A 22,777-nucleotide genomic window follows, 5' to 3' on the forward strand; every position below is an offset into this window, starting at 1 on the left:
TTCACAGCGCCATCTCCAGCCAGCGGTCGGCATCCGCCGCGAATGCCTCGCGTACCGCTTCCTCGCCGATCCGCGCCAGCGCGTCGCCGACGAAGGCGTGCGTCATCAGCGCCTTCGCCCGCGCCTCGTCGATCCCGCGGCTGGCGAGGTAGAAGAGCGCCATCGCGTCGAGCTCGCCCACCGCGGCGCCGTGCGCGCATTTCACGTCGTCGGCGAAGATCTCGAGCTCTGGCTTGAGGTTCACGATCGCGCCGCGATTGAGCAGCAGCCCGCGCAGCGACTGTTCGCCGTCGGTCTGCTGCGCGCCGCGCGCGACTTCGACCCGCGCCGCGACGCTCGCCGCCGACTCGTCCTTGGCGACCGCGCGCCACAGCTGGCGGCTGGTGCCCTCGACCTGTTCGTGGCGCACCGAAACCGCTGCTTCCTGCTTCTGCGCGCCCGAAGTGAGCAGCGCGCCGCCCATCTCGGCGAAGCCGCCCTTGCCGGTGATCGTGACCGCGCCGTCCACGCGGCTGCTCATCGCGCCCGCGCCGAGCACCATCGTGACGAGGCTCGCCGCTTCGCCGACCTCGGCCTCGTCGCGCAGCGACACGAAGCCCTCGGCCTGGAGCAGCCGCACCGATCGCATCAGCCGCGCGCCGCGCCCGAGGCTGATCCGGGTCAGCCGATTGGCCCAGCCGACGCCGGCATAGGTCTCGACCAGCGAGGCGACCGCATCCTCGGCGAGCACGATCCGCGCGGGCAGATGGCTCTCGCCGCCGCTGCCGAGGTGGACGATCTGGATGTTGGTGACCGCGGCCTCGGCAGGCAAGTCGATCGCCCAGCCCTCGCCTTCGGTCAATGCGCCGAGCGGATGCGTGCTGCCGAGCGCCAGCCGCGATACGGTCACTCGCCCGGGCAGGCTGTGCGCGGGCTCGAACGCGCCGTCGACGAAGCAGAGCCGCGGGCCGTCGAGGTCGAGGAACAGGTCCTCGGGATCGATCCCAGTGGGCCGCGGCTCCGTCTCGGCGGCAGCGCGCAATGCCTTGAGGTCGGCCCAGCGCCATGCCTCGTCCCGGACGGAAGGCAGTTCCAGCGTGGTCACAGGCGTCCACCCTTCGCGCCTTCGCGCCTTCGCGTGAACCAAAATGAATCACGCGAAGGCGCGAAGGCGCGAAGCGATTGAAAGACGCCTGCGGCGCGAAACGCGTTCATGCCGCGACTGCCCCATAGCCTTCGCGCTCGAGCTCGAGCGCCAGCTCGGGCCCGCCCGAGCGGACGATCCGGCCCTCGGCGAGAACGTGGACGAAGTCGGGCTGCACATAGTCGAGCAGCCGCTGGTAGTGGGTGATCAGCAGCACCGCCTTGTCGGGCGCGCGCATGATGCGGTTGATCCCCTCGCCCACTGCCTTGAGCGCATCGATGTCGAGGCCGGAGTCGGTCTCGTCGAGGATCGCGAGCTTCGGCGCGAGGATGCCCATCTGCACCATCTCGCTGCGCTTCTTCTCGCCGCCCGAAAAGCCGACGTTGACCGGGCGCTTGAGCATCTCGGCATCCATGCCGAGCGCCGCCGCCTGCGCGCGGGCGAGCTTGATGAAGTCCGCGCCCGAGAGCGGCGCCTCGCCGCGCGCGCGGCGCTGCGAATTGAGCGCCTCGCGCAGGAACTGGAGCGACGAGATGCCGGGGATCTCGACCGGGTACTGGAACCCCAGGAACAGCCCCGCCGCGGCGCGCTCGTGCGGCGCCAGTTCGAGCAGGTCGGCGCCATCGAAGCTCACCGAGCCTTCGGTCACTTCGTAACCGGGCCGTCCGCCGAGCACATAGCCGAGCGTCGACTTGCCCGCGCCATTGGGTCCCATGATCGCATGGACCTCGCCGGCGTTCACCTCGAGCGACAGCCCCTTGAGGATCGGCTTGTCGGCGACGGTGGCGTGGAGGTTATTGATGCTCAGCATTGCGTATTTCCAAGTGTTTCCCAGGTCTCATCACCTGCAAGCCCCTCCCCTTCAGGGGAGGGGTTGGGGTGGGGCCTCTCCCAGCGGTCTGCCGCTTCGGCGAGAGCCACACCGATCACATGGGCGACCCCATCCAAGTTCGTCATCACGTCGTGATTGGTGACCCGCACGACGCGAAACCCATGTCGGGCGAGAATGTCGTCGCGCAGTCGATCCTTCGCTTCGTCGTGCGTGTCACCATCGACTTCGATGATCAGCGCTTTCTGCGGGCACAGGAAATCGGCGATGAAGCGCCCGATCACCGACTGACGGCGAAACTTGTGTCCGCCGAACTGGCTGCCGGACAAGATTCCCCACACACGCCTTTCCGGCTCGGTGGGATTCTTGCGCATCTCAGCCGCGCGCCTGTTCAACAGCGCAATGTATTCCGCTGAGAGGCCCCACCCCCGACCCCTCCCCTGAAGGGGAGGGGAGTTCAGGCGTCGATCATCATCCGAAGGCGTGAGCATCACCCCACGCTCCCCTCGAGCGAGATCCCCAGCAGCTTCTGCGCTTCCACCGCGAACTCCATCGGCAGTTGCTGCAGCACTTCCTTGGCGAACCCGTTGACGATCAGCGCCACCGCCGCTTCCTGGTCCAGCCCGCGCTGCATCGCGTAGAACAGCTGGTCGTCGCTGATCTTCGAGGTGGTCGCCTCATGCTCGATCTGCGCCGAGGGGTTCTTCACTTCGATGTACGGCACCGTGTGCGCGCCGCACCGGTCGCCCAGCAGCAGCGAATCGCACTGGGTGAAGTTGCGGACATTCTCCGCGCCCGCCTGCACCAGCACGCGGCCCCGGTAGGTGTTGTTCGACCGCCCCGCCGAAATCCCCTTCGAGACGATCGTCGAGCGGGTGTTCCTGCCGAGGTGCAGCATCTTGGTGCCGGTATCGGCCTGCTGCATCCCGTTGGTGACCGCGACCGAATAGAATTCGCCCACCGAGCCGTCGCCCTGGAGGATGCAGCTCGGATATTTCCAGGTGATCGCGCTGCCGGTCTCGACCTGGGTCCAGCTCACCTTCGAGTTGCGGCCGGCGCACAGCGCGCGCTTGGTGACGAAGTTGAAGATGCCGCCCACGCCGTTCTCGTCGCCGGGGTACCAGTTCTGCACCGTCGAATATTTGATCTCGGCATCGTCGAGCGCGACGAGTTCGACCACCGCGGCGTGGAGCTGGTTCTCGTCGCGCATCGGCGCGGTGCAGCCTTCGAGGTAGCTGACGTACGCGCCCTTGTCGGCGACGATCAGCGTGCGCTCGAACTGCCCGGTGTTCTCGGCGTTGATCCGGAAATAGGTGCTGAGCTCCATCGGGCAGCGCACGCCTTCGGGGATGTAGACGAAGGTGCCGTCGGAGAAGACCGCCGTGTTGAGCGCCGAGAAGAAATTGTCGCGCACCGGCACGACCTTGCCGAGCCAGCGCTTCACCAGCTCGGGGTATTCGCGGATCGCCTCGCTGATCGAGCGGAAGATGACGCCCGCCTCCTCCAGCTCCTTGCGGAAGGTGGTCGCGACCGAGACGCTGTCGAACACCGCGTCGACCGCCACCTTGCGCGCGCCCTCGACGCCCGCGAGCACCTTCTGCTCCTCGATCGGGATGCCGAGCTTCTGATAGGTCCTCAGGATCTCGGGATCGAGCTCGTCGAGGCTGGCCAGCGTCGGCTTCTTCTTGGGCTCGGCGTAATAATAGGCGTCCTGATAGTCGATCTCGGGGATCGCCAGCTTGGCCCATTCGGGCAGTTCCATCTCGAGCCACGCGCGATAGGCCTTCAAGCGCCAGTCGAGCATCCACTCGGGCTCGCCCTTCTTGGCCGAGATGTAGCGGATCGTGTCCTCGCTCAGCCCCTTGGGCGCGAACACCTGCTCGACGTCCGAGGCGAAGCCCCATTCATATTTCTTGTTGGCGGCGGCGAGCGCCTCGGCGTTCTTGGTGGCCATCTACGCGGCTCCTTCCGCAACCAGTTCAGGGCGCGCCAGGCTGGCGAGCGTCACCCCCGCCAGCGCACCGCGGACCGCGGTGTTCACCGCGCCCATCTGCGGCTTCAAGCGGCAGGCGTCCTCGACGCAGCAATCATGCTTCCCGCCGTCGACGCAGGCAGTGAGCGCGATCGGCCCCTCGATCGCCTCGACGATGTCGGCGAGGCTGATCGTCGCGGGCGGGCGCGCCAGCCGGAATCCGCCGCCGGTGCCGCGCGCGCTCTCGATCAGCCCTGCGGCGGAGAGCTTGCTCACCAGCTTCTGCACCGTTGGCAGCGGCAGCCCGGTCTCCTCGGCGAGCAGCGTCGCGTTCAGCCGCCCGCTCACGCCGCAATGGCGCGCCGCGGCCGACATCATCACGACGGCATAGTCGGCAAGGCTAGAGAGACGCACGCGCGGGAAAGCTCCAATCGGACAAAACCGTTCCGATTGGCCATGTGGTCGCTTCAACGCATCGCGTCAACTGATTCGGGGATCACTTCGGGCAGGAAATGGAACGTCTCGTTATCGAGCGTCACGGCGAGCACCGGATCGATGCCTTCCTTCAGCGTTGTCGGGGTATGCCCGGTGAAGTGCTTGATCTCCTTGATCATGTGCGGCTGGTCGGCGAAGGGCGCCGCGGCGTCCTTGGGATCGCCGCCCTGGTAGATCACCATCGCCGCACGGATCGCGCGGAACTTGCGCTCGAGATGCTTGGGCGGCCCGCCGAAATATTCGTTGCACAGCCGCGCCGCCTGGCGCTCGCTCATGCCCGCGCGGGCATAGAGGCCCTCGATCCCCGGCTCGCCCGAAGCCGCCCATTCGCGCACCGCGAGCACCAGCGCGACATGGTTGCGCGGCACCGGCGTGCGCCGCGCGAGCAGGAAGGGAACGACCACCGCCGCCATCGCCTCGAGGCTGTCCAGCGCGCGCAGCTGCTCGAGCAGGTCGGTCACCTCGGCGCCGAACACCTCGCGCGCGTCGAGGATGCAGTTGCTCACCTTGTTCGCCGGGATGCCGATCAGCGACTTCCAGCCGAGCGCGCGCAGCGAGACGCCGAAGCATTCGAACGGTCCGTCGATGTGATAGGCGGCCGCCGCGCCGCACGGACCGTTGACCATCACCGCCAGGCTCGTCTCGCGATGCCCGTCGGGGAAGACCCGATGGCCCGAGCCGCGCAGCATGAAGCGAACCTGGCCGATATCGACGCGATCGACGCCGTCGATCTCGTGCCCCGGATGCCTGAACAGATAGAAGCTCTCGACGAGCGGGAGAAGCTCGCCGTCTGCCGGCAAAAATTCGATCGTAGGCTGAGGCGTCCCCACGCCCTCGCCGTCATCACGCCCCACGCGAACCCCCAACCAACAACCCAACAGGTTCGCGATTCACTATAACGCGACCGGCCGGTTCGTAAAGTTGACGTAGACGGCAAAAAGGGGCCCGACCCCCGAGGGGGTCGGGCCGAAGAGAAAGGGTCCCCCGCGTCGGAGAGAGCCCTTCGGGTCGCATCCTCTCTGTAGGCCTCCTCCACGGGGCGGGTCTTGGACGGATTCGCCATCTTTCTTTGACGTTAGCGGCGGGTGATGCGAAGGAGCCGACGCATGAGCTACCCGCTGAAAACCGCGGTTTTCCGCCTGAATCCCGAGGATGCGCACCGCGCCGCGATCGCCGCGCTCCGGCTTTGGGGTGCGCTCGACGCGCTGATCGATTCCAAAATGGACCAATTAAATGGCGTATCGATCGCCGGGCTGTCCTTCCCGAATCGCGTCGGAGTCGCGGCGGGGCTCGACAAGAACGCCGAGGCGATCCCCGGGCTGTTCGCGCTCGGTTTCGGCGCGGTCGAAGTGGGAACGCTCACACCGCGCCCGCAGCCGGGCAACCCGCGCCCCAGGCTCTTCCGGCTGACCGAGGACCAGGCGGTGATCAACCGCATGGGCTTCAACAACCAGGGCATCGACGCGGCGCTGGCACGCGTGACGAAGCTCGGGCGCCGCAAGGGCGTGCTCGGCATCAACGTCGGCGCGAACAAGGACAGCGACGACCGCGTCGCGGACTATGCGCTGGGCGTCGGCAAGGCCGCGCCGCTCGCGGACTATGTTACGATCAACGTCAGCTCGCCCAACACGCCCGGCCTGCGCGACCTGCAGAGCCGGCCGGCGCTCGACGAGCTGCTCGCCGCATCCGACACGGCACGCGTGCTGGCGGACGGGACGCGGCGGCCGCTGTTCCTCAAGATCGCCCCCGACCTCGACCGCGCCGGTGTCGAAGGCGCGATCGCGGCGGCGGTGGATCATCATGTCGACGCGCTGATCGTCTCGAACACGACGATCTCGCGCCCGCCGTTGAGCTCGCGCTTCGCGGGCGAGGCGGGCGGGCTATCGGGCGCACCGCTGGCGCCGCTCGCACGCGCCAAGCTGGCCGAGGCGGTCGAGATCGCCGCGGGAGCGCTCCCGCTGATCTCCGCGGGCGGGATCGACGGCGTCGACGAAGCGAAACGCCGGATCGACGCGGGCGCGGCGCTGGTGCAGGTCTACAGCGCCCTGGTGTTCAAGGGGCCGGGGCTGGCGCGAGCGATCGCGAGGGGCGTCTAGCGGGCCGGCATCGGCCGGGACCGCGCCGTATCGGCCTCTATCCCGAGCACCGCCGGCTCGATTCGCACGCGCCATATTCCTACTTGGCGCGCACCATGGCATGACGCGGCTGCGGGGAGGGAGACGATGGCCGAAGCGGCGATCGAAGTGCGTGGGCTCACCAAGGCCTATGGCAGGCTGCAGGCGGTGGCAGGGGTCGACCTGACCGTCGGCCGCGGCGAGATCTTCGCGCTGCTGGGACCCAATGGCGCGGGCAAGACCACCACGGTCGAGATCCTCGAAGGCTTCGGCAAGCGCGACGGCGGCGAGGTGCGCGTGCTGGGCGAGGACCCGGCGAAGCACCGCGCGAGCCTCAAGACGCGGATCGGCATCGTGCCCCAGGAGACCGCGGCCGATCCCTTCCTCACCGTGCGCGAGCTGGTGAAGATGATCGCCGGCACCTACCCCAGGCCGCTGCTGCCCGACGAAGCGATCGAGCTCGTCGGGCTGGGCGACAAGCGCGACACGCGCGCCGCGCGGCTCTCGGGCGGGCAGCAGCGCCGATTGGACGTCGCGCTCGCACTGGTCGGCGACCCGGAGCTGCTGTTCCTCGACGAGCCGACCACCGGCTTCGATCCCGATGCGCGGCGCGAGGCCTGGGCGATGCTCAAGGGGCTCAAGGCGCTGGGCAAGACCGTGCTGCTCACCACCCATTATATGGAGGAGGCGCAGCAGCTCGCCGACCGCGTCGCGGTGATCGCGGGTGGGCGGATCATCGCCGAGGGCACGCCGGCGACGCTGGGGATCGAGGGCGGCGCGACCAGCCGCATCCGCTTCCGCTCCCCCCCGGGGGCGCGGCCACCGGTCGAGGGCACGACGAGCGAGGACGGGCTGGTGACGGTCGATGCCGAGGATCCGGTGCCGCTGCTCAACCGGCTGACGAGCTGGGCAATATCGAACAACGTCGCGCTCGCCGACCTCGAAGTCGCGCGGCCGAGCCTCGAGGAACGCTATCTCGAGCTGGTCGAGCGCGATCGTGCCGGCCCCGGCGGGGAGGCCAGGTGATGCGCGCGCCGGGCCTGATCGCGCACCATCTGCGCTACATCAACCTGAGCTTCTGGCGGAACCCGAGCGCGGCCTTCTTCGGCATCGTCTTCCCGCTGATGGTGCTGCTGATCAACAGCACGATGTTCGGCAATGCGCCGGTCACCATCCATGGCGTGACCACGACGGTCGCGAGCTTCTACGTCGCGGGCATGTCGGTGTTCGCGGTGGCGATGACCTGCTTCACCAACCTCGCGACGGCGGTGCTGTTCGACCGCGACATGGGCCGGCTGAAGCGTATCCGCGCCACCCCCACCCCCGTCCTCGCCTATGTCGTCGCGCGGCTGACCTTCGCGATGTTCGCGGGGCTGCTCGCGACGATGCTCTGCGTCGGCGCGGGGGCGGCGCTGTTCGGCGTGCGGATCGCGCCGATGGCGCTCGTCGAGTTCGCCGGCGTCGTGCTGTTCGGCGGCGCGTGCTTCGCGGCGCTGTCGCTTGCGGTGGTGGGGCTGGTCGCCAATGCCCAGGCGGGGCCGGCGGTGCTCAACGCGATGACCTTTCCCGTGCTCTTCGTCTCGAACGTTTTCTACCCGATCGACCGGCTGCCCCCCTGGCTGCTGACGATCACCAACGCGCTGCCGGTGCGCCCGCTCGCCAATGCCGCGACCGCGTCCTTCTTCGGCACGCCGGTGGCGATGCGCGACCTGATGGTGCTCGGCGCCTGGGGCCTGGGCGGCGCGCTGGTCGCGGCGGCGAAGTTCAACTGGCAGCCGCGGCGGTAGGTCGTATCGACCTTCAGCCTTCTTGCTCCCCTGACGGGTTGCAAAATAGGAATTGAGGCGCGAGCCTGGCCACCGCTCTTTCGCATCGTCGATCCCTGTCCGCGCTCCTTTCGGGCGGTCACGCGTTCACTGACGCCGAACCGCATTTTTCCGGATGATTGGTGTCAACCGTGTAAACTGTATTGCATCAATAATACACTAGGACATCGCGGCCGGGCTTCGCCAGACCCCCGGAGGACGTATCGGCTCGAAAATCTCCCTCTCCCCTTTCGGGGAGAGGGTCGGGAAAGCAGGGGGGCGGTTGCTTCCCGGAAACGGGTTCAGGCGTCGCTGCCGATCCAGTCGGCGAGGCGGTCGATCGGCAGCGGCAGGTCGAACTCCAGCCCTACGCGGCCGTCGCGGCACCAGCGCACGCGCGCCGGCGCGGTCGGCAGGCCGGGGATGAACAACGCCACCTCGGCGTCGTTGGCGAGCTTGAGCCCGGTCTCGACGCAGGCGCCGTTCGGGGAGATGTCGCGCAGCGTCACGTCGCACTCGGCGGTCTCGGTGCAGAGCCGCGCGGGTCGCGTGAGCCGCACCCGCGGCGTGCGCGCGGCGCGGCGATAGGGGCCGTCGGCCCGCCCGCCTCGGAGTGCGGCGATCACGTCGATCGACTTGGCGAAGGCGACGCCGGCGAGGTCCTCGGTCGTCCAGATCACTCGCGCCTCGACCGGGCAATCGGGCGTGACTTCGACCGCGACCGGGTCGCCTACCGCGAGCGGCTGATACACCTTGAGCATCGCGCCCGCGCTCGAGATGTTGCGAATCATGCAGAGCCGCTGGTCGTCGCCGACCACCAGCTTGCCGACGCGCAGCAGCGTCGTTCGCCGCATCTCGCTGCGCCGCTCGGGCGGCAGCGGCACCGCGGCATCCAGCGAGACCGATGTCAGTTCGTTGGCGTCGAAATTGTCCATGGGCCCCCTCCGCCCGTTCGCGGGACCGGCGCCTGCCGGCCACCGCCCAACCGAAGCTTCGCGCAGCGGGACTGCCAATTGCTGAACGGGATAAGTTGCCGCGCGGTTAGGGCTATTACGCCACAGTCGTCACCCCGGCGAAAGCCGGGGCCCAGGGCAGCAGAGGACGTCGCTCGTGACCCTGGGTCCCGGCTTTCGCCGGGGTGACGGCTTGGAGACGATCAGGGGAACTCAGCCGTCCCCGACGCGCTCGATGTCCGCCCCGACGCCCTGCAGCTTCTCCTCGAGCCGCTCATAGCCGCGGTCGAGGTGGTAGACGCGGTTGACCTGCGTCTCGCCTTCCGCCGCCAGCCCCGCGAGGATCAGGCTCATCGAGGCGCGCAGGTCGGTCGCCATCACCGGCGCGCCGACCAGCCTGTCGACCCCGCGTACCACCGCCGAGCGGCCGGTCACGGTGATGTCCGCGCCCATCCGCGCCAGCTCGGGCACGTGCATGTAGCGGTTCTCGAAGATCGTCTCGGTGAGCACGCTCGCGCCCTCGGCCTTGCAGAGCATCGCCATGAACTGCGCCTGCATGTCGGTCGCGAAGCCCGGGAAGGGCGCGGTCGACAGCGTCAGCGGGCGAATGCCGTTCGACGCCTCGATGCGGATCGCGTCGCGCGTCTCCTCCACCGTCACCCCCGCCTCGACCAGCGCGTCGAGCGTCGCGCGCATGTCGCCCGCCGCGGCGCCGACCAGGTCGAGGCTGCCGCCGGTGATCGCCGCGGCGCAGGCGTAGCTTCCCGCCTCGATGCGATCGGGCATCACTCGATAGGTCGCGCCGTGCAGCCGGTCGCGGCCCTCGATCTCCAGCGTCTCGGTGCCGATGCCGTGGATCGAGGCGCCCATCGCGACGAGGCAGTTGCACAGGTCGACGATCTCGGGCTCGCGCGCGGCATTCTCGAGGATCGTGCTTCCCTTGGCCAGGGCCGCCGCCATCACCGCATTCTCGGTCGCGCCGACCGACACGACGGGGAAGCGGAACTTGCCGCCGGGCAGCCGTCCACCGGGAGCAGTCGCCTTCACATAGCCTGCGGCGAGCTCGATCTCCGCGCCCATCGCTTCGAGCGCCTTGAGGTGGAGGTCGATCGGACGATTGCCGATCGCGCAGCCGCCGGGGAGCGAGACGGTCGCCTCGCCGCCGCGCCCGACCAGCGGACCGAGCACGAGGATCGACGCGCGCATCTTGCGGACGATGTCGTACGGCGCCTCGGTCGACGTCAGCTTGCCGGCGCGGATCGTCATCACCCGGCCGAAGTCCTCGGGCCGCGAGCCTTCGATCTGCGTCGAGGCGCCGAGCTGGTTGAGCAGATGGCCGAAGCTGTCGACGTCGGCGAGGCGCGGCAGGTTGCGCAGTGTCAGCGGCTCGTCGGTGAGCAAGGCGCAGGGCATCAGCGTCAGTGCTGCGTTCTTGGCCCCGGAAATGGCGATGCGGCCGGAGAGACGGTTTCCGCCGCGAATAAGAATACGGTCCATTCGCTTCGCTCTAGGAGCGCGCCCGTCGCTCCGCAATGGGCGGAAACATGCGAGGGAACGACGGGCGGGTCAGCGTCGTTACTCAATCGAAATACCGATGGGGCCGGGGGCGGGTCGAGCAAGCGCTGTCCCCTGGGCGGGGCCTGCCTTGATCGACTTTAATGCACTGATTCCACGCGACTGCTTTGCAGAGCGCGTGGGGGAGAAGCGAACGCGTGTCCGGTAGTTGTTTTGCCGATATCTTGGGCGAGCTTGTCGAGCTGACGCCCGGCGAGGTCGCCGCACTGGAAAAACTCGAGGAACGTCCAAGACATGTACGTCGTGGCGCGATCCTTCAGCGTGAAAACGAAAACGGCAACGAGCTGTTCATCATGCGCAAGGGCCTGATGATGAGCTACGTCCTGCTGGACGACGGCAGCCGCCAGATCCTTCGATTTCATTTCGCAGGCGATCTATTGGGGCTCTCCGGCGCCATCTACCATGAATCCCCCGAGAGCCTTTGCGCGCTATCGGATTGCGTGGTCTGCCCTTTCGACCGCAGCCTGCTGTCCGACTTGATGGCCGAGCATCCGCGGCTCGCCTCGCTGATCCTGGTCTATTCGCAGATCGAACGCGTCGCGCTGACGGACCGGCTCGCCGCATTGGGCCGCACCTCGGCCAAGCAGCGCATCGCCGCGCTGCTGCTCGAGCTCAGGAACCGCATCCGCGCGACCGACAAGAGCGTCGAGAAGGTGTTCGCGCTGGGGCTGACGCAGGAGGAGATCGGCGACGCGACCGGGCTGACCTCGGTCCACGTCAACCGCATGCTCCGCCAGCTCGAGGAAGAGCGGCTGATCGCGCGCGAAGGCGGTCGCGTGACGCTGCTGGACGAGCGCGCGCTGGCGCGGGCGGCGAATTATGTGAACCGCTACCAGGCGCTCGACCTGGGCTGGCTGCCGGGGCCGTCTTAACCGCTCACGGTTCCCGCACTCTCAGCCGTCATCCCGCCGAAAGCCGGGACCCAGGGCCACGAGCGATGTCCTCTGCAACCCTGGGTCCCGGCTTTCACCGGGATGACGGTTTTCGGATTGCTGGACAGACCCCCAAAACGAGTGGAGCCGGGCTGCTGCGATGATCGCGCTGCCCGGCTCCGTTCCCGCTCAACCCCCCGGTATCAGGGAACGACGCGCTGGTAACATGCCGGACACATCCGAATTACCGGGGAAATATACAGGCTTGACGAACGCAGTTCAGGCCTTTTCGAGCGTGCACTGCAGCGGATGCTGATTCTGCCGGGCGAAGTCGATCACCTGCGACACCTTGGTCTCGGCGACTTCGTAGCTGAACACCCCGCATACCCCGACGCCGCGCTGGTGGACGTGGAGCATCACCTGCGTCGCTTCCTCGACGGTCATGCGGAAGAAGCGCTGGAGCACCAGCACGACGAACTCCATCGGCGTGTAGTCGTCGTTGAGCATCAGCACGCGATAGGGAGTCGGCTTCTTGGTGCGCGTGCGGGTCCGCGTCGCCAGGCCGACCTGGGGATCATCGGTATCGTCACGTCCGTCATCTTCGGACATGGTAATCGGGACAAGAGCTTCGGCCATCGCCGCCAAAAATATGTCGCCCCTGCCAGCGAGGCAAGGCCGGGATAAGCCCTTAACCCTGGTTTTCGAGAGTTTGGCCCGCGGCAAGGCCCCGTCGCCCAAAACAAAAGGAGCGGCCAGTTGCCCGGCCGCCCCTCCCGTTACGCATGCACGATGCCGTTACGCGGCGATCTTCGCCTTCTCGGCCGCGACCGCGACGCGGTTCGACAGCGGCTGGGCGGCGTCGCCCGCGAGCTTGATCAGCGCCTCGGTGTTCTTCGAAGCCTCGGCGACGGCCGAGTCGAACGAGGTGCGGAAATAGTCGCTCTGGAGCTTGAAGAACTCGGTCGGCGACTTGACCGCGGCGAGGTTCTTCAGCGCGGCGGTCGCGCTCTCGAACGACTTGCGGCTGTACTCGGCGGCATCCTGGCCGAACGACTCGAGGCCCTTGGCCGTGATCTTGCCCGATTCGACGAACGCCTCGAGGTTGCCCTTGGCGAACTCATTGGCTTCCTCGACCAGCTTGGTCGACTTTTCGACCGCCGCCTTGGCGCGATCGTTGAACTCGGTGAAGAAGGCCTGCGCCTTCGCCATGTTGGTCTCGATGGTTTCCATGACTTTGCTTTCCTTGACTGCTTCGATCGCGACGGCCCCTGCCGCAACGACCGGTTCAACGACGATTTCCTCCACCGTCTCGACGATCGGCTCGACAGCGATCGGCTCGGCGGCTGCTTCAACGGCCTCGACTGTCTCCTCGGCCTGCGCGTCCACCGTCTCGACGGTTTCGGCGACGACCGGCTCCGCAGCTTCGGCGACTTCGATCACGCTCGGCGTTTCAACTTCCTGCGGCGCTGCTTCGGCGGCCGGGACCGGCTCGGACGCGGGCGGGATCACGATCTCCGCTTCGACGACCGGCGCGGGCTTCTCAGCCGCTGCGGCAGCAACCTTCGCCTTCGGCGCGGGCCGGGACCCCGCCTTGGGCTTGGGAGCGTTGGACTTGCCCGCGTCCTTCGGACCCTTGCTTGCCATGTGGCTCACCTCAAATACGAGTTGCTGCGCCGCAGCATGTACGCCTTTGGCAACCGAAAATCAAGCCCATTATTGTGCAGTGCAACATAAAAGGATTTACACGCCGAATCATCGTGTTAGCAATGCTATGCTGCGCGTGAATTACCCCGTTTCGGGTAGGAGTTGCAGCCGCAGCAGAGCAGTTGCATCATCGCATCCGCACATAGTCGCCGGGCGCGTCGGCGACACGCTTCAGCTTCCCGCGGCCGGGCACGCGTGCGCCCTTGGCCGGTACCTGCTTCGAGTCGAGCCGGCGAAGCCATTCGATCCAGTCGGGCCACCAGCTGCCCTTCGTCTCGTGCGCGCCCGCGACGAACTCGGCGAGCGACCTGGGGTGCTCGTCGTTGGTCCAGTACTGATATTTGCCCGCAGCCGGCGGGTTGATCACGCCGGCGATGTGCCCCGAGCCGGCGAGCACGAAGCGGATCGGACCCTGGAGATGGTCGGTGAGCTTCCACACACTCGCCGCCGGCGCGATGTGATCCTCGCGACCGGCCTGGATATAGGCGGGCGTCGCGATCCGCCCGAGGTCCACCGGGGTGCCGCCGATCGCGATCGAGCCGGGCTGGACCAGCCGGTTGTCGCGATAGAGATCGGTCAGATAGCTGAGGTGCCAGGCGGCCGGCAGGTTGGTGACGTCCGAATTCCAGTGGAGCAGGTCGAACGGCACATAGTCCTTGCCGAGCAGATAGTTGTTGGTGACGTAGTTCCAGATCAGGTCGCGCCCGCGCAGCAGGTTGAAGGTCGCGGCCATGTAGCGTCCGTCGAGGAAGCCTTCGCCGCCGAGGCTGCGGATCAGCGCGAGCTGCTCGTCATCGACGAACAGGTGCAGGTCGCCGGCCTCGGAGAAATCGACTTGCGCGGTGAAGAAGGTCGCGCTCTCGACCTTCGCCGCCTCGCCCCGCGCGGCGAGCACCGCCAGCGTCGCGGCGAGCGTGGTGCCGGCGACGCAATAGCCGATCGCATGCACGCCCCCGACCTTGAGCAGGTCGCGCACCGTGTCGATCGCGTCGATCTGGCCGCGCTCGACATAATCGTCCCAGACGATCCCCTTCATCGATGCGTCGGCCGAGCGCCACGACACGACGAAGACGCTGAGCCCCTGGTCGACCGCCCATTTGATGAAGCTCTTCTCGGGGGAGAGATCGAGGATGTAGAAGCGGTTGATCCAGGGCGGGAAGATGATCAGCGGCGTCTTGAACACACTCTCGGTGGTCGGCGCATAATGGATCAGCTCGTAGAGCTCGGTGCGCTTGATCACCTTGCCGGGGGTGGTGGCGATGTTGCGACCGAGCTCGAACGCCTCGGCGTCGGTCTGGGTCAGCTGCCCCTTCTCCATGTCGGCGAGCATGTGCTGCAGGCCCTTGAGGAGGTTCTCGCCCTTCGTCTCGACCGTCTTGGCGATGACCTCGGGGTTGGTGACCGGGAAGTTGGTGGGGCTCATCGCGTCGATGAAGCCCTTGGTTGCGAAGCGCAGCTGGTCGCGGTGCTTGGGATCGACGCCGGCTAGCGTGTCGATGCCCTTGAGCATGGTGTCGGCGATCAGGAAATAGGACTGGCGGAGGAAGTCGAACACCGGATCCTCGCGCCATTCGGGCGCCTTGAAGCGCTTGTCGGCGGCCTGTTCGGGAGTCTCCTTGAAGGGCTGGGCGTGCTCGGGGTCGAGGAAGCGCTGCCAGAGCTGCATCGTGTCGGCCCAGAAGCCGGCGCTGGCGCGCACCGCCGCGGTCGGGTCGAGCAGCGCGCCGAAGGGCGGAGCGGCGGGGGCGAACTCCCGCACGTCCATGCCGTGCTCGAGCATCATCTGCTGCGCGCGGCCGAGCACCCAGGTCCAGTGCTGCAGGTCTTCGAGGCTGGGTGGTGAAGGCATCGGGGGGGCAGTTTCGGCCATCGGGCGTTCCGCTCTCTTGGATTTGTGCACGCCTTAGCGTGCTTTGTGCATCTCGTCATTCCCGCGGGCACCGGAATGGCGTATCAACCGTTTCGCACCGAGTTGGGTGCCGTCTTCCACCAACAGCAGAGGATAAGATGTCCGACGATTTCTACCGCATCAAGCGACTGCCGCCCTATGTCATCGCCGAAGTCAACGGCATGCGGGCAGCGGCGCGTGCGGCAGGCGAGGACATCATCGATCTCGGCATGGGCAACCCGGACCTGCCGCCGCCCCAGCATGTGATCGACAAGCTCTGCGAGGTCGCGCAGAAGCCCGATGCGCACGGCTATTCGCAGTCGAAGGGGATTCCGGGCCTGCGCCGTGCCCAGGCGAACTACTACGCGCGCCGCTTCGGGGTCGAGGTCGATCCCGAGACCGAAGTCGTGGTGACGATGGGCTCGAAGGAGGGCCTCGCCAGCCTCGCCACCGCGATCACCGCGCCGGGCGACGTGGTGCTCGCGCCCAACCCGAGCTATCCGATCCACACCTTCGGCTTCATCCTCGCGGGCGCGACGATCCGCGCAGTGCCGACCACAGCGAACGAAGCTTATTTCGAGAGCCTCGAGCGCGCGATGAACTTCACCGTGCCGCGGCCCTCGGTGCTGGTGGTCAACTATCCGTCGAACCCCACCGCCGAGACCGTCGACCTCGCCTTCTACGAGCGGCTGGTCGCCTGGGCGCGCGAGAACCAGGTGTGGATCCTCTCCGACCTCGCCTATTCGGAGCTCTATTTCGACGGCAACCCGACGCCCTCGATCCTCCAGGTGAAGGGTGCGAAGGACGTCGCGGTCGAGTTCACCTCGCTGTCGAAGACCTATTCGATGGCGGGCTGGCGGATGGGCTTCGCGGTGGGCAACCAGAAGCTGATCGCGGCGATGACGCGGGTGAAGTCGTACCTCGATTACGGCGCCTTCACCCCGATCCAGGCGGCGGCGTGCGCGGCGCTCAACGGGCCGCAGGACATCGTCGAGAAGAACCGCCAGCTCTACCACAAGCGCCGCGACGTGCTGGTCGAGAGCTTCGGCCGCGCGGGGTGGGAAATCCCCTCCCCGCCCGCCTCGATGTTCGCCTGGGCACGGCTGCCGCCGGCACTGGCGCATCTGGGCAGCCTCGAGTTCTCCAAGCAGCTGCTCACCCATGCCAAGGTCGCGGTGGCGCCGGGCGTCGGCTATGGCGAGAACGGTGAAGGCTATGTCCGCATCGCGATGGTCGAGAACGAGCAGCGCCTGCGCCAGGCGGCGCGGAACGTGCGGAAATACCTCCAGTCGATGGGGGTGAACACGCCCTCGGCGAAGGCGGGGTGAGATTGATCTTCGCGTGATTTCATGCCAAGAAAATCGCGGCGAAAGACATTTCTCCTTGTTGTGGGCTCTCGTCGTGTCAGCGGCGAGGGCCCAAATCGTTTGGGAGCCGAGTGTCAGCCCGGCTCCCGCCCGATGCGCTACTTGCGGCGAGCCGTATCGACGACCTTGAGAATCAAGGTCGCAAAAGCGGACATCGCCAAAAGCAATGCGCACAATTCAGCGATAGACATTCCTTTTCTCGCTGTTGCAGCGGCGGGATTGCCGCCGCCTCCTTCCTAGGGACCGCATTCCATCAAAACGGACAGAGATACGTCCACGCCGGATGCATCTCCCAGGCATTGCGCATCGCCCTCCACCCCGTCATGAGCGGCGCCATGTCCCGTCCCGGCTTCGCCTTCTCCACGCGCTTCCGCGTCCGCTATTCCGAGATCGACGGGCAGAAGATCGTCTTCAATTCGCGCTATCTCGAATATGCCGACGTCGCGATCACCGAGTTCTGGCGCTGGGCGGACCTCGGCGAGATCGGGCCCGACTGGCTGGACGCCGAGTTCAACGTCGTCCGCTCCACGATCGAATATAAGAAGCCGCTCCGCCTCGACGACATGATCGAGGCCTTCGTCCGCATCGAGCGGGTCGGCACCTCGAGCATGGCGCACCGGATCGACCTCTGCCACGCCGGGACGGGCGAACTCCACGCCACGGTCGAGATCGTCAGCGTCCATGTCGACCTCGCCGCGCGCAAGTCGGCGCCGATCCCGGAGAACGTGCGCGGACGACTGGAGGCGCTCGCCGCCGCGGCGACCTGAAGGCTCAGTGCTTGACGGTCAGCCGGCGGACGATCTGCTTGCCCTGGACGAGCGGCGTGGGCTTGCACCTGGCCGGATCGGGTACGCTGGCCTCGACGCAATAGTCGGTGCCTTCGCCCACGCTGCTCACGCTCGCGGTGCCGCCCGCCGACGCCTGGGCACGGAAGGCCTGGCCGTCGGCGAGGAACACTGCGTGGCAGGTCCCGCTGCCCGAGGTGCGGCAGCTCAACAGCAGCTCGCCCTTGGCGAAGTCGGCGTCGATCTCGGCATCGATACTGCGGTCAGGCTTGCCGCAGCCGCTCAGCAGCAGCCCCGCAGCCAATAGTCCAACGCTCCACCGCATCCGCGCCGCCTTTCGTGTAGCGACGCTCTAACACACCCGGACGCGGCGCCAAGCCTCATGTGCGGTGCGGGGACTCATACACCATCGCGCTCATGTCGTTGCCCTCGGGATCGACGAAGCGGGTGAGCACGCCCACGCCGGGGATCGCAGCCTTGTCCATCGTGATTCGCCCGCCATGCGCGAGCACGGCGGCGCCGACCGCATCCAGATCGTCGACCGCGAAGGTGCAGTCGAGCCCGTTCAGCCCGCTGCCGGTCCGCGGCTCGTGGCGCTCGTGCATCAGCCCCTGGACGCCCGGTGAGTCCGGCGTGCCGGTGTGGATCAGATAGAAGCCCGGCGGCCCCCAAGGCTCGAAGACCCAGCCGAACACCGCTTCGTAGAAGGTCCGCGCGCGATCGAGATCGTCGACATGGATGGCGAAGGCAGCGAGATTGGCGGGCATCGGCGTCTCCTCTGCGCGCCATCCTCATCGCGGCGGCATCGGGCCGCAATCCCGCCATTCCGGCGTTCCATGTCGGCATTCCGTCACGCCTTCCTGCCGAGTAGACCCGCCACGATGCAGAAACCCCGCACTGCCGCCGACGAACCCTATCTCGTCGTGCGCAGCTCCGCTTCCGACCTCGCGCCCGGCCAGGTGATCGGCGAGCACGCCCATCGCTGGCATCAGCTCGTCCATGCCGCGCGCGGCGTACTGATGGTGTGGACCGAGCGCGGCTCCTGGGTGGTGCCGTCGAGCTGGGCGGTGTGGGTGCCCGCGGGCGTCAGGCATCGCATCCGCGCCGCGCAGGCAAGCGCGATCCGCACGCTCTATGTCGCGCCCAATTGCTTCCCCGACCTCCCCGAGGCGTGCAGCGCGATCACCGTCTCGCCGCTGCTGCGCGAGCTGGTCCTGCGCGTCGTCGCCGACGGCATGCTCGACCGGCGCGACAATGTGGAGAGCGCCACCGCGATCCTGCTGCTCGACGAGATCAAGCGCTCGCCCGTCCCGCCCTTCGGCCTGCCCGAGCCCGACTCCGCCGCCACGCACCGCGCCGTCGAACGGCTGTTCGCCGGCGAAGGCGAGCGCACCATCGCGACGATCGCGCGCGAGGCGGGGCTCTCCCCGCGCACGCTCGAGCGCCGCTTCCGCGCCGAGACCGGGATGAGCCTCGGCCGCTGGCGCCGCCAGGGCGCGCTGCTCGCGGCGATCGAGCGGCTCGCCGCCGGCGCCAGCGTGAAACAGGCCGCCGCCGCGGCGGGCTATGCGACGCCGAGCGCCTTCGTCGCGGCGTTCCGCGCCACGTTCGGCGAGACGCCGGGGCGCTATTTCGACAGCGCCCGCGACGGCTAACGACTCGAAAAGTCACAAGAGTCGCGACCCGTCGCCGAAAACCGGAAGCCCGGGGGACCCAGATCCTCAAAGAGCGGCCGGATCGCCCGGCGCCCGGAGCCAACCACGCGAAATCCTACTTTGCAACCCCGCCGCTCAGGCAGCCGCGGACGGCGCCTCTTCCCCGCCAAGCGCATAGGTTTCGCCCCAGAGCCGAAGCGCCTTGATCACCGGCTCGAGCGTGCGGCCGAGGTCGGTCAGGTCATATTCGACCCGCGGCGGCACCTCGGCATAGACGGTGCGCCGGATCAGCCCGTCGGCCTCGAGCTCGCGAAGCTGATTGGTGAGCATCCGCTGGGTGACGTTGGGCATGCGCCGGCGGAAGCTCGAGAAGCGCATCATTCCTTCGAACAGATGATGGAGGATCACGCCCTTCCACTTGCCGTCGATCAGCGCGAGCGTCGCCTCCACCGAACAGCCCGGGCTGCAATGGAGCTGGTGCCGGCGAGCCGCCATGCCGATGGTATCCTTTTCGACACTATATGCACAAAAGGTGCGTTCTTGCGCCAGGCGAAGATAGGGCACAGATCAGCACCACGCAATTCCAGGCAGGAGAACCACCCCCATGCGTGCTGTAGCCTTCCGCGGACCGCTTCCCCATGACGGGCCCCGCGAGCTCGAGGACATCACTCTCCCCACTCCCGAACCCGGCCCGCGCGACCTGCTCGTGAAGATCGAGGCAGTGTCGGTGAACCCGGTCGACACCAAGGTGCGCCGCCGCCGCGAGGTCGCCGAGGGCGGCTGGCTGGTCCCCGGCTATGACGCCGCGGGCTCCGTCGTCGCGGTGGGGAGCGAGGTGACGCTGTTCCGGCCGGGCGACGCAGTGTTCTACGCCGGCTCGATCGTGCGCCAGGGCACCGATGCGGAATATCACCTCGTCGACGAGCGGGTCGTCGGCCGCAAGCCGGCTTCGCTCGGCTGGGCCGAGGCGGCGGCGGTGCCGCTGACTGCGATCACGGCGTGGGAAGTGCTGTTCGATCGGCTCGACGTGACGCGACCGGTGCCGGGCGCGGCGCCCGCGATCCTGATCGTCGGCGGCGCGGGTGGGGTGGGATCGATCGCGATCCAGCTCGCGCGGCAGCTGACCGGCCTCACCGTGACCGCCACTGCCTCGCGCCCCGAGACCGAAGCGTTCGCGCGCGAGCTGGGCGCGCATCATGTGATCGACCACGGCAAGCCGATGGCGCCGCAGGTCGAGGCGCTGGGGATCGGCGCGCCGGGGCTGGTGTTCGTGATGACGCACGCCAAGCAGCACTTGCCCGACGCGGTCGCTCTGATCGCGCCGCAGGGCCGAATCGCAGTGATCGACGATCCCGACGTGCTCGACGCCAATCCGCTCAAGGGCAAGTCGGTGTCGCTGCACTGGGAGATGATGTTCACGCGATCGATGTTCGGCACGGCGGACATGGATGCGCAGGGCAAGCTGCTCGGGGAGGTCGCACGGCTGATCGACGCGGGGACGCTGCGCACGACGCTGGCCGACCATTATGGCGCGATCAACGCGGCGAACCTGTCGCGGGCGCACGCGCTGATGACCAGCGGGACGGCGCGAGGGAAGGTCGTGCTGGAGGGGTTCGGGGATTGACGGATCGGGGCGGGTGCGGGGAGGTCAGCCTTCCCGCGCCGCCTTGAGCGCCTGGCCCCACCAGAGCAGCTCGGTGAAGAGCTTGTCGAGCGCGCGGGCGTCGCGTTCGTCGGGGGCGAAGCGGCCGTCGTGGACCTTCCCCCACACGCCCATGAGATGCACCGCGGCTTCGATCGGCGCCATCTGCAGTTCGCGCGCGGTGCAGGTGAGCTGCTCCACCGCCCGCGCCCCGCCGACCCCGCCATAGCTCACGAAGGCGCAGGGCTTGCGGTTCCACTCGGCATAGACGGTGTCGAGCGCATTCTTGAGCACCGCCGAGGGCCCGTGGTTGTACTCGGGCGCGATCAGGATGAACCCGTCGGCGGCGGCGATGGTCTCCGCCCAGCGCTGTTGGAGGGGGTCAGCGTAGTGCCCGGCGGCGGGGGGCTTGGGGTAGGCGTAGAAGGGAAGATTCCAGGCCTTGAGGTCGACGATCTCGCAGGCGAGCCCGGGGTGGGCGGCGGCAGCTTCATGGACCCAATGCCCCACCGGTTCGGCCATGCGGCCCTCGCGGACGGAGCCGAGGAGGATGGGGATGCGGAGGGAATCGCTCATCGCACGGCTGTAGGCGGGAGCGCGGGCGCGCGAAACCCGCCCTCAAAGCAAAGGACCGCCGGCGTCGCCGCCAGCGGCCCCTCCCCCCTTCGCTTCGGCGGCGCTAGGCCGGCCGGAGCGCCACCTTCCCGCGTCGGCGCATCGCCGCGCCGATCGAACCGAATCCCAGCAGCAGCATTGCCCAGCTCGCCGGCTCGGGCACGAGCAGCGACACGCTGAACAGCGTCGGCTTCATGCTGCCGAGCGCGAGATTGCCGTGGTCCAGGATCGTGAAGTTGGGCTCATACGGATAGCTCGGGTCGCCCTCGTTTGCGGGCAGGCTGTACGTGCCGCTCGCCTTCACGCGCGCCGGCAGGCCCTGCGACGGATCGTAGAAGGTCGTGATCACCTGCGCCTGGACGCCGTCGCTGTTGTCCCAATCCTCGACCGCGAAGCGGCGGCGCTGCTCATCTGCGGAGATCTCGCCATAGGAGATGCCGGTCAGGCCATAGGCGACGCCGTTAATCGTGATCACGGCGCTGCTCATCGGCGCGGTGCCGACGAAGGCGCCGCCGAAGATCGTCTCGAGCGAATAGGCGCCGTCGGGCTGGAACACATGCGCGCCGGCATTGTGCACGTCGAAGACATAGTCGATCCGGAAGCCCAGTCCGTCGAGGACGGAAAAGCCCGGCCCGAAGATGCCGATGTTGATCGACGGCATCGACGAGGATTTGGAGACGACTACCGTGCCCGTGACCGTGACGAGTACTTTCGTCGCCTGCGCAATGCCCGTGGTCAGAAAAGCCAGTGCGGCGGCAGCCACCATCGCCGCCCGCACGAAATACCGGATATTGCCCATGACACCCCTCCCCCGAGGACAAGGATATTTACTATGATTTTCGACCGCATGAATCAATGATCTGGATCAATTCGATCGATGAACTCGTGGAAATAGCTGCTCGGAATCAATCGACTTCGGATCAATTGCGCGACATCTCGACACCGCCCCTTGCCCGCCCTGAAGAGTCCGCGCGACGCCACCCCCTTCCCGCATCGCACCATTTCCGCTATGCGCCCGGCGCGAACCGCGCTCCTGCGGCATCCAGGATAAGTCATGAACCTCCGCAACGTGGCGATCATCGCCCACGTCGATCACGGCAAGACCACGCTCGTCGACCAGCTCTTCCGCCAGTCCGGCACCTTCCGCGACAACCAGCGCGTCGAGGAACGCGCGATGGATTCCAACGACCTCGAGAAGGAACGCGGGATCACCATCCTCGCGAAGTGCACCTCGGTCGACTGGGAAGGCACCCGCATCAACATCGTCGACACGCCCGGCCACGCCGACTTCGGCGGCGAAGTGGAGCGCATCCTCTCGATGGTCGACGGCGTGATCCTGCTCGTCGATTCGTCCGAAGGCGCGATGCCGCAGACCAAGTTCGT

The 22,777-nt window shown here is 67.5% G+C and carries 25 protein-coding genes; 9 read left to right on the forward strand and 16 right to left on the reverse strand.

Features of this window, described 5'->3' with window-relative positions:
* Position 1: 1 nt before the first annotated feature.
* The 6 genes from J7495_RS10895 to J7495_RS10920 all read right to left on the reverse strand — a co-directional run bounded on the left by J7495_RS10895 (position 2) and on the right by J7495_RS10920 (position 5,219).
* Complete coding sequence (locus tag J7495_RS10895) at positions 2-1,084, reverse strand: SufD family Fe-S cluster assembly protein (protein WP_294056520.1); 1,083 nt, start codon at positions 1,082-1,084, stop codon at positions 2-4.
* Between the two features lie 106 nt (positions 1,085-1,190).
* The gene (gene sufC, locus J7495_RS10900; RefSeq protein WP_294056521.1) at positions 1,191-1,934 is read right to left on the reverse strand and encodes a Fe-S cluster assembly ATPase SufC; all 744 of its coding nucleotides are present in this window, start codon (positions 1,932-1,934) and stop codon (positions 1,191-1,193) included.
* Positions 1,928-2,326 carry an endonuclease domain-containing protein gene (locus tag J7495_RS10905; protein ID WP_294056522.1) on the reverse strand — a complete coding sequence of 133 codons (399 nt, stop codon included), beginning with the start codon at positions 2,324-2,326 and terminating at the stop codon, positions 1,928-1,930. The genes sufC and J7495_RS10905 overlap by 7 nt, the downstream gene beginning before the upstream one ends.
* 116 nt (positions 2,327-2,442) lie before the next feature.
* Positions 2,443-3,906, reverse strand: coding sequence for a Fe-S cluster assembly protein SufB (gene sufB / locus J7495_RS10910; protein WP_294056523.1), 1,464 nt, complete (start codon positions 3,904-3,906; stop codon positions 2,443-2,445).
* Positions 3,907-4,338, reverse strand: a complete 432-nt coding sequence (locus J7495_RS10915) for an Rrf2 family transcriptional regulator (RefSeq protein ID WP_294056524.1) — start codon at positions 4,336-4,338, stop codon at positions 3,907-3,909.
* Positions 4,339-4,391: 53 nt separating this feature from the next.
* Positions 4,392-5,219, reverse strand: coding sequence for a helix-turn-helix domain-containing protein (locus J7495_RS10920; protein WP_294056525.1), 828 nt, complete (start codon positions 5,217-5,219; stop codon positions 4,392-4,394).
* A gap of 306 nt (positions 5,220-5,525) precedes the next feature.
* On the opposite strand from J7495_RS10920, the gene J7495_RS10925 reads away from it, so the two are divergent.
* The 3 genes from J7495_RS10925 (at position 5,526) to J7495_RS10935 (ending at position 8,320) form a co-directional block, all read left to right on the forward strand.
* Entirely contained in the window at positions 5,526-6,515 is a 990-nt protein-coding gene (locus J7495_RS10925; protein WP_294056526.1) for a quinone-dependent dihydroorotate dehydrogenase, read from the forward strand.
* A 126-nt stretch (positions 6,516-6,641) separates the two neighbouring features.
* Positions 6,642-7,559, forward strand: a complete 918-nt coding sequence (locus tag J7495_RS10930; protein WP_294056527.1) for an ABC transporter ATP-binding protein — start codon at positions 6,642-6,644, stop codon at positions 7,557-7,559.
* A complete protein-coding gene (locus J7495_RS10935; protein WP_294056528.1) occupies positions 7,559-8,320 on the forward strand; it encodes an ABC transporter permease in 762 nt (253 codons plus the stop codon). Before J7495_RS10930 ends, J7495_RS10935 begins: the two co-directional genes overlap by 1 nt.
* A 320-nt stretch (positions 8,321-8,640) precedes the next feature.
* Here J7495_RS10935 and J7495_RS10940 read toward each other — a convergent pair whose 3' ends face one another.
* A complete protein-coding gene (locus tag J7495_RS10940) occupies positions 8,641-9,273 on the reverse strand; it encodes a PilZ domain-containing protein (RefSeq protein WP_294056529.1) in 633 nt (210 codons plus the stop codon).
* Between the two features lie 231 nt (positions 9,274-9,504).
* Positions 9,505-10,788 (reverse strand): UDP-N-acetylglucosamine 1-carboxyvinyltransferase, encoded by a 1,284-nt coding sequence (gene murA / locus J7495_RS10945; protein ID WP_294056530.1) that lies wholly within the window; start codon positions 10,786-10,788, stop codon positions 9,505-9,507.
* Between the two features lie 242 nt (positions 10,789-11,030).
* Here murA and J7495_RS10950 point away from each other — a divergent pair, with 242 nt between their 5' ends.
* The gene (locus J7495_RS10950; protein ID WP_294056547.1) at positions 11,031-11,738 is read left to right on the forward strand and encodes a Crp/Fnr family transcriptional regulator; all 708 of its coding nucleotides are present in this window, start codon (positions 11,031-11,033) and stop codon (positions 11,736-11,738) included.
* 279 nt (positions 11,739-12,017) lie between these two features.
* On the opposite strand, the gene clpS is transcribed toward J7495_RS10950, so the two are convergent.
* The 3 genes from clpS to phaC all read right to left on the reverse strand — a co-directional run bounded on the left by clpS (position 12,018) and on the right by phaC (position 15,312).
* A complete protein-coding gene (gene clpS, locus J7495_RS10955) occupies positions 12,018-12,347 on the reverse strand; it encodes an ATP-dependent Clp protease adapter ClpS (RefSeq protein WP_294056548.1) in 330 nt (109 codons plus the stop codon).
* Between the two features lie 186 nt (positions 12,348-12,533).
* Positions 12,534-13,382 carry a phasin family protein gene (phaP, locus tag J7495_RS10960; RefSeq protein ID WP_294056531.1) on the reverse strand — a complete coding sequence of 283 codons (849 nt, stop codon included), beginning with the start codon at positions 13,380-13,382 and terminating at the stop codon, positions 12,534-12,536.
* Between the two features lie 187 nt (positions 13,383-13,569).
* Positions 13,570-15,312 (reverse strand): class I poly(R)-hydroxyalkanoic acid synthase, encoded by a 1,743-nt coding sequence (gene phaC / locus J7495_RS10965; RefSeq protein ID WP_294056532.1) that lies wholly within the window; start codon positions 15,310-15,312, stop codon positions 13,570-13,572.
* Between the two features lie 137 nt (positions 15,313-15,449).
* Between phaC and J7495_RS10970 the strand changes: the two genes are divergently transcribed.
* Complete coding sequence (locus J7495_RS10970; protein ID WP_294056533.1) at positions 15,450-16,658, forward strand: LL-diaminopimelate aminotransferase; 1,209 nt, start codon at positions 15,450-15,452, stop codon at positions 16,656-16,658.
* A 374-nt stretch (positions 16,659-17,032) separates the two neighbouring features.
* Positions 17,033-17,464, forward strand: a complete 432-nt coding sequence (locus tag J7495_RS10975; protein WP_294056534.1) for a thioesterase family protein — start codon at positions 17,033-17,035, stop codon at positions 17,462-17,464.
* Between the two features lie 4 nt (positions 17,465-17,468).
* Here the strand turns inward: J7495_RS10975 and J7495_RS10980 are convergent, their stop codons facing one another.
* Both J7495_RS10980 and J7495_RS10985 read right to left on the reverse strand, forming a co-directional pair.
* Entirely contained in the window at positions 17,469-17,807 is a 339-nt protein-coding gene (locus tag J7495_RS10980) for a hypothetical protein (protein ID WP_294056535.1), read from the reverse strand.
* Between the two features lie 55 nt (positions 17,808-17,862).
* Positions 17,863-18,249, reverse strand: a complete 387-nt coding sequence (locus tag J7495_RS10985) for a VOC family protein (protein ID WP_294056536.1) — start codon at positions 18,247-18,249, stop codon at positions 17,863-17,865.
* 114 nt (positions 18,250-18,363) lie between these two features.
* Between J7495_RS10985 and J7495_RS10990 the strand changes: the two genes are divergently transcribed.
* Entirely contained in the window at positions 18,364-19,137 is a 774-nt protein-coding gene (locus J7495_RS10990) for a helix-turn-helix transcriptional regulator (RefSeq protein WP_294056537.1), read from the forward strand.
* A 135-nt stretch (positions 19,138-19,272) separates the two neighbouring features.
* Here the strand turns inward: J7495_RS10990 and J7495_RS10995 are convergent, their stop codons facing one another.
* Positions 19,273-19,632, reverse strand: coding sequence for a helix-turn-helix domain-containing protein (locus J7495_RS10995; protein WP_294056538.1), 360 nt, complete (start codon positions 19,630-19,632; stop codon positions 19,273-19,275).
* Between the two features lie 109 nt (positions 19,633-19,741).
* Here J7495_RS10995 and J7495_RS11000 point away from each other — a divergent pair, with 109 nt between their 5' ends.
* The gene (locus tag J7495_RS11000; RefSeq protein ID WP_294056539.1) at positions 19,742-20,761 is read left to right on the forward strand and encodes a zinc-binding alcohol dehydrogenase family protein; all 1,020 of its coding nucleotides are present in this window, start codon (positions 19,742-19,744) and stop codon (positions 20,759-20,761) included.
* Between the two features lie 24 nt (positions 20,762-20,785).
* Here the strand turns inward: J7495_RS11000 and J7495_RS11005 are convergent, their stop codons facing one another.
* Positions 20,786-21,355, reverse strand: a complete 570-nt coding sequence (locus tag J7495_RS11005) for an NAD(P)H-dependent oxidoreductase (RefSeq protein ID WP_294056540.1) — start codon at positions 21,353-21,355, stop codon at positions 20,786-20,788.
* A 103-nt stretch (positions 21,356-21,458) separates the two neighbouring features.
* Positions 21,459-22,193, reverse strand: a complete 735-nt coding sequence (locus J7495_RS11010; protein WP_294056541.1) for a PEPxxWA-CTERM sorting domain-containing protein — start codon at positions 22,191-22,193, stop codon at positions 21,459-21,461.
* A 255-nt stretch (positions 22,194-22,448) separates the two neighbouring features.
* Here J7495_RS11010 and J7495_RS11015 point away from each other — a divergent pair.
* On the forward strand, positions 22,449-22,777 hold a 329-nt coding region (locus tag J7495_RS11015; protein WP_294056542.1), incomplete at its 3' end, for a GTP-binding protein.

The organism is Sphingomonas sp. (assembly GCF_017745215.1).
GTDB lineage: Bacteria > Pseudomonadota > Alphaproteobacteria > Sphingomonadales > Sphingomonadaceae > Sphingomonas.

What these genes read in the sequence shown, in the direction of transcription:
- J7495_RS10940 (WP_294056529.1), bottom strand. Translation starts at nt 9,273, where the DNA reads ATGGACAATTTCGACGCCAACGAACTGACATCGGTCTCGCTGGATGCC.
- J7495_RS10980 (WP_294056535.1), bottom strand. Translation starts at nt 17,807, where the DNA reads ATGCGGTGGAGCGTTGGACTATTGGCTGCGGGGCTGCTGCTGAGCGGC.
- J7495_RS10925 (WP_294056526.1), top strand. Translation starts at nt 5,526, where the DNA reads ATGAGCTACCCGCTGAAAACCGCGGTTTTCCGCCTGAATCCCGAGGAT.
- J7495_RS10990 (WP_294056537.1), top strand. Translation starts at nt 18,364, where the DNA reads ATGCAGAAACCCCGCACTGCCGCCGACGAACCCTATCTCGTCGTGCGC.
- sufB (WP_294056523.1), bottom strand. Translation starts at nt 3,906, where the DNA reads ATGGCCACCAAGAACGCCGAGGCGCTCGCCGCCGCCAACAAGAAATAT.
- sufC (WP_294056521.1), bottom strand. Translation starts at nt 1,934, where the DNA reads ATGCTGAGCATCAATAACCTCCACGCCACCGTCGCCGACAAGCCGATC.
- J7495_RS11010 (WP_294056541.1), bottom strand. Translation starts at nt 22,193, where the DNA reads ATGGGCAATATCCGGTATTTCGTGCGGGCGGCGATGGTGGCTGCCGCC.
- J7495_RS10930 (WP_294056527.1), top strand. Translation starts at nt 6,642, where the DNA reads ATGGCCGAAGCGGCGATCGAAGTGCGTGGGCTCACCAAGGCCTATGGC.
- phaP (WP_294056531.1), bottom strand. Translation starts at nt 13,382, where the DNA reads ATGGCAAGCAAGGGTCCGAAGGACGCGGGCAAGTCCAACGCTCCCAAG.
- J7495_RS10985 (WP_294056536.1), bottom strand. Translation starts at nt 18,249, where the DNA reads ATGCCCGCCAATCTCGCTGCCTTCGCCATCCATGTCGACGATCTCGAT.
- J7495_RS11000 (WP_294056539.1), top strand. Translation starts at nt 19,742, where the DNA reads ATGCGTGCTGTAGCCTTCCGCGGACCGCTTCCCCATGACGGGCCCCGC.
- clpS (WP_294056548.1), bottom strand. Translation starts at nt 12,347, where the DNA reads ATGTCCGAAGATGACGGACGTGACGATACCGATGATCCCCAGGTCGGC.
- J7495_RS11005 (WP_294056540.1), bottom strand. Translation starts at nt 21,355, where the DNA reads ATGAGCGATTCCCTCCGCATCCCCATCCTCCTCGGCTCCGTCCGCGAG.
- phaC (WP_294056532.1), bottom strand. Translation starts at nt 15,312, where the DNA reads ATGGCCGAAACTGCCCCCCCGATGCCTTCACCACCCAGCCTCGAAGAC.
- J7495_RS10995 (WP_294056538.1), bottom strand. Translation starts at nt 19,632, where the DNA reads ATGGCGGCTCGCCGGCACCAGCTCCATTGCAGCCCGGGCTGTTCGGTG.
- J7495_RS10935 (WP_294056528.1), top strand. Translation starts at nt 7,559, where the DNA reads ATGCGCGCGCCGGGCCTGATCGCGCACCATCTGCGCTACATCAACCTG.
- J7495_RS10905 (WP_294056522.1), bottom strand. Translation starts at nt 2,326, where the DNA reads ATGCGCAAGAATCCCACCGAGCCGGAAAGGCGTGTGTGGGGAATCTTG.
- J7495_RS10970 (WP_294056533.1), top strand. Translation starts at nt 15,450, where the DNA reads ATGTCCGACGATTTCTACCGCATCAAGCGACTGCCGCCCTATGTCATC.
- J7495_RS10975 (WP_294056534.1), top strand. Translation starts at nt 17,033, where the DNA reads ATGTCCCGTCCCGGCTTCGCCTTCTCCACGCGCTTCCGCGTCCGCTAT.
- murA (WP_294056530.1), bottom strand. Translation starts at nt 10,788, where the DNA reads ATGGACCGTATTCTTATTCGCGGCGGAAACCGTCTCTCCGGCCGCATC.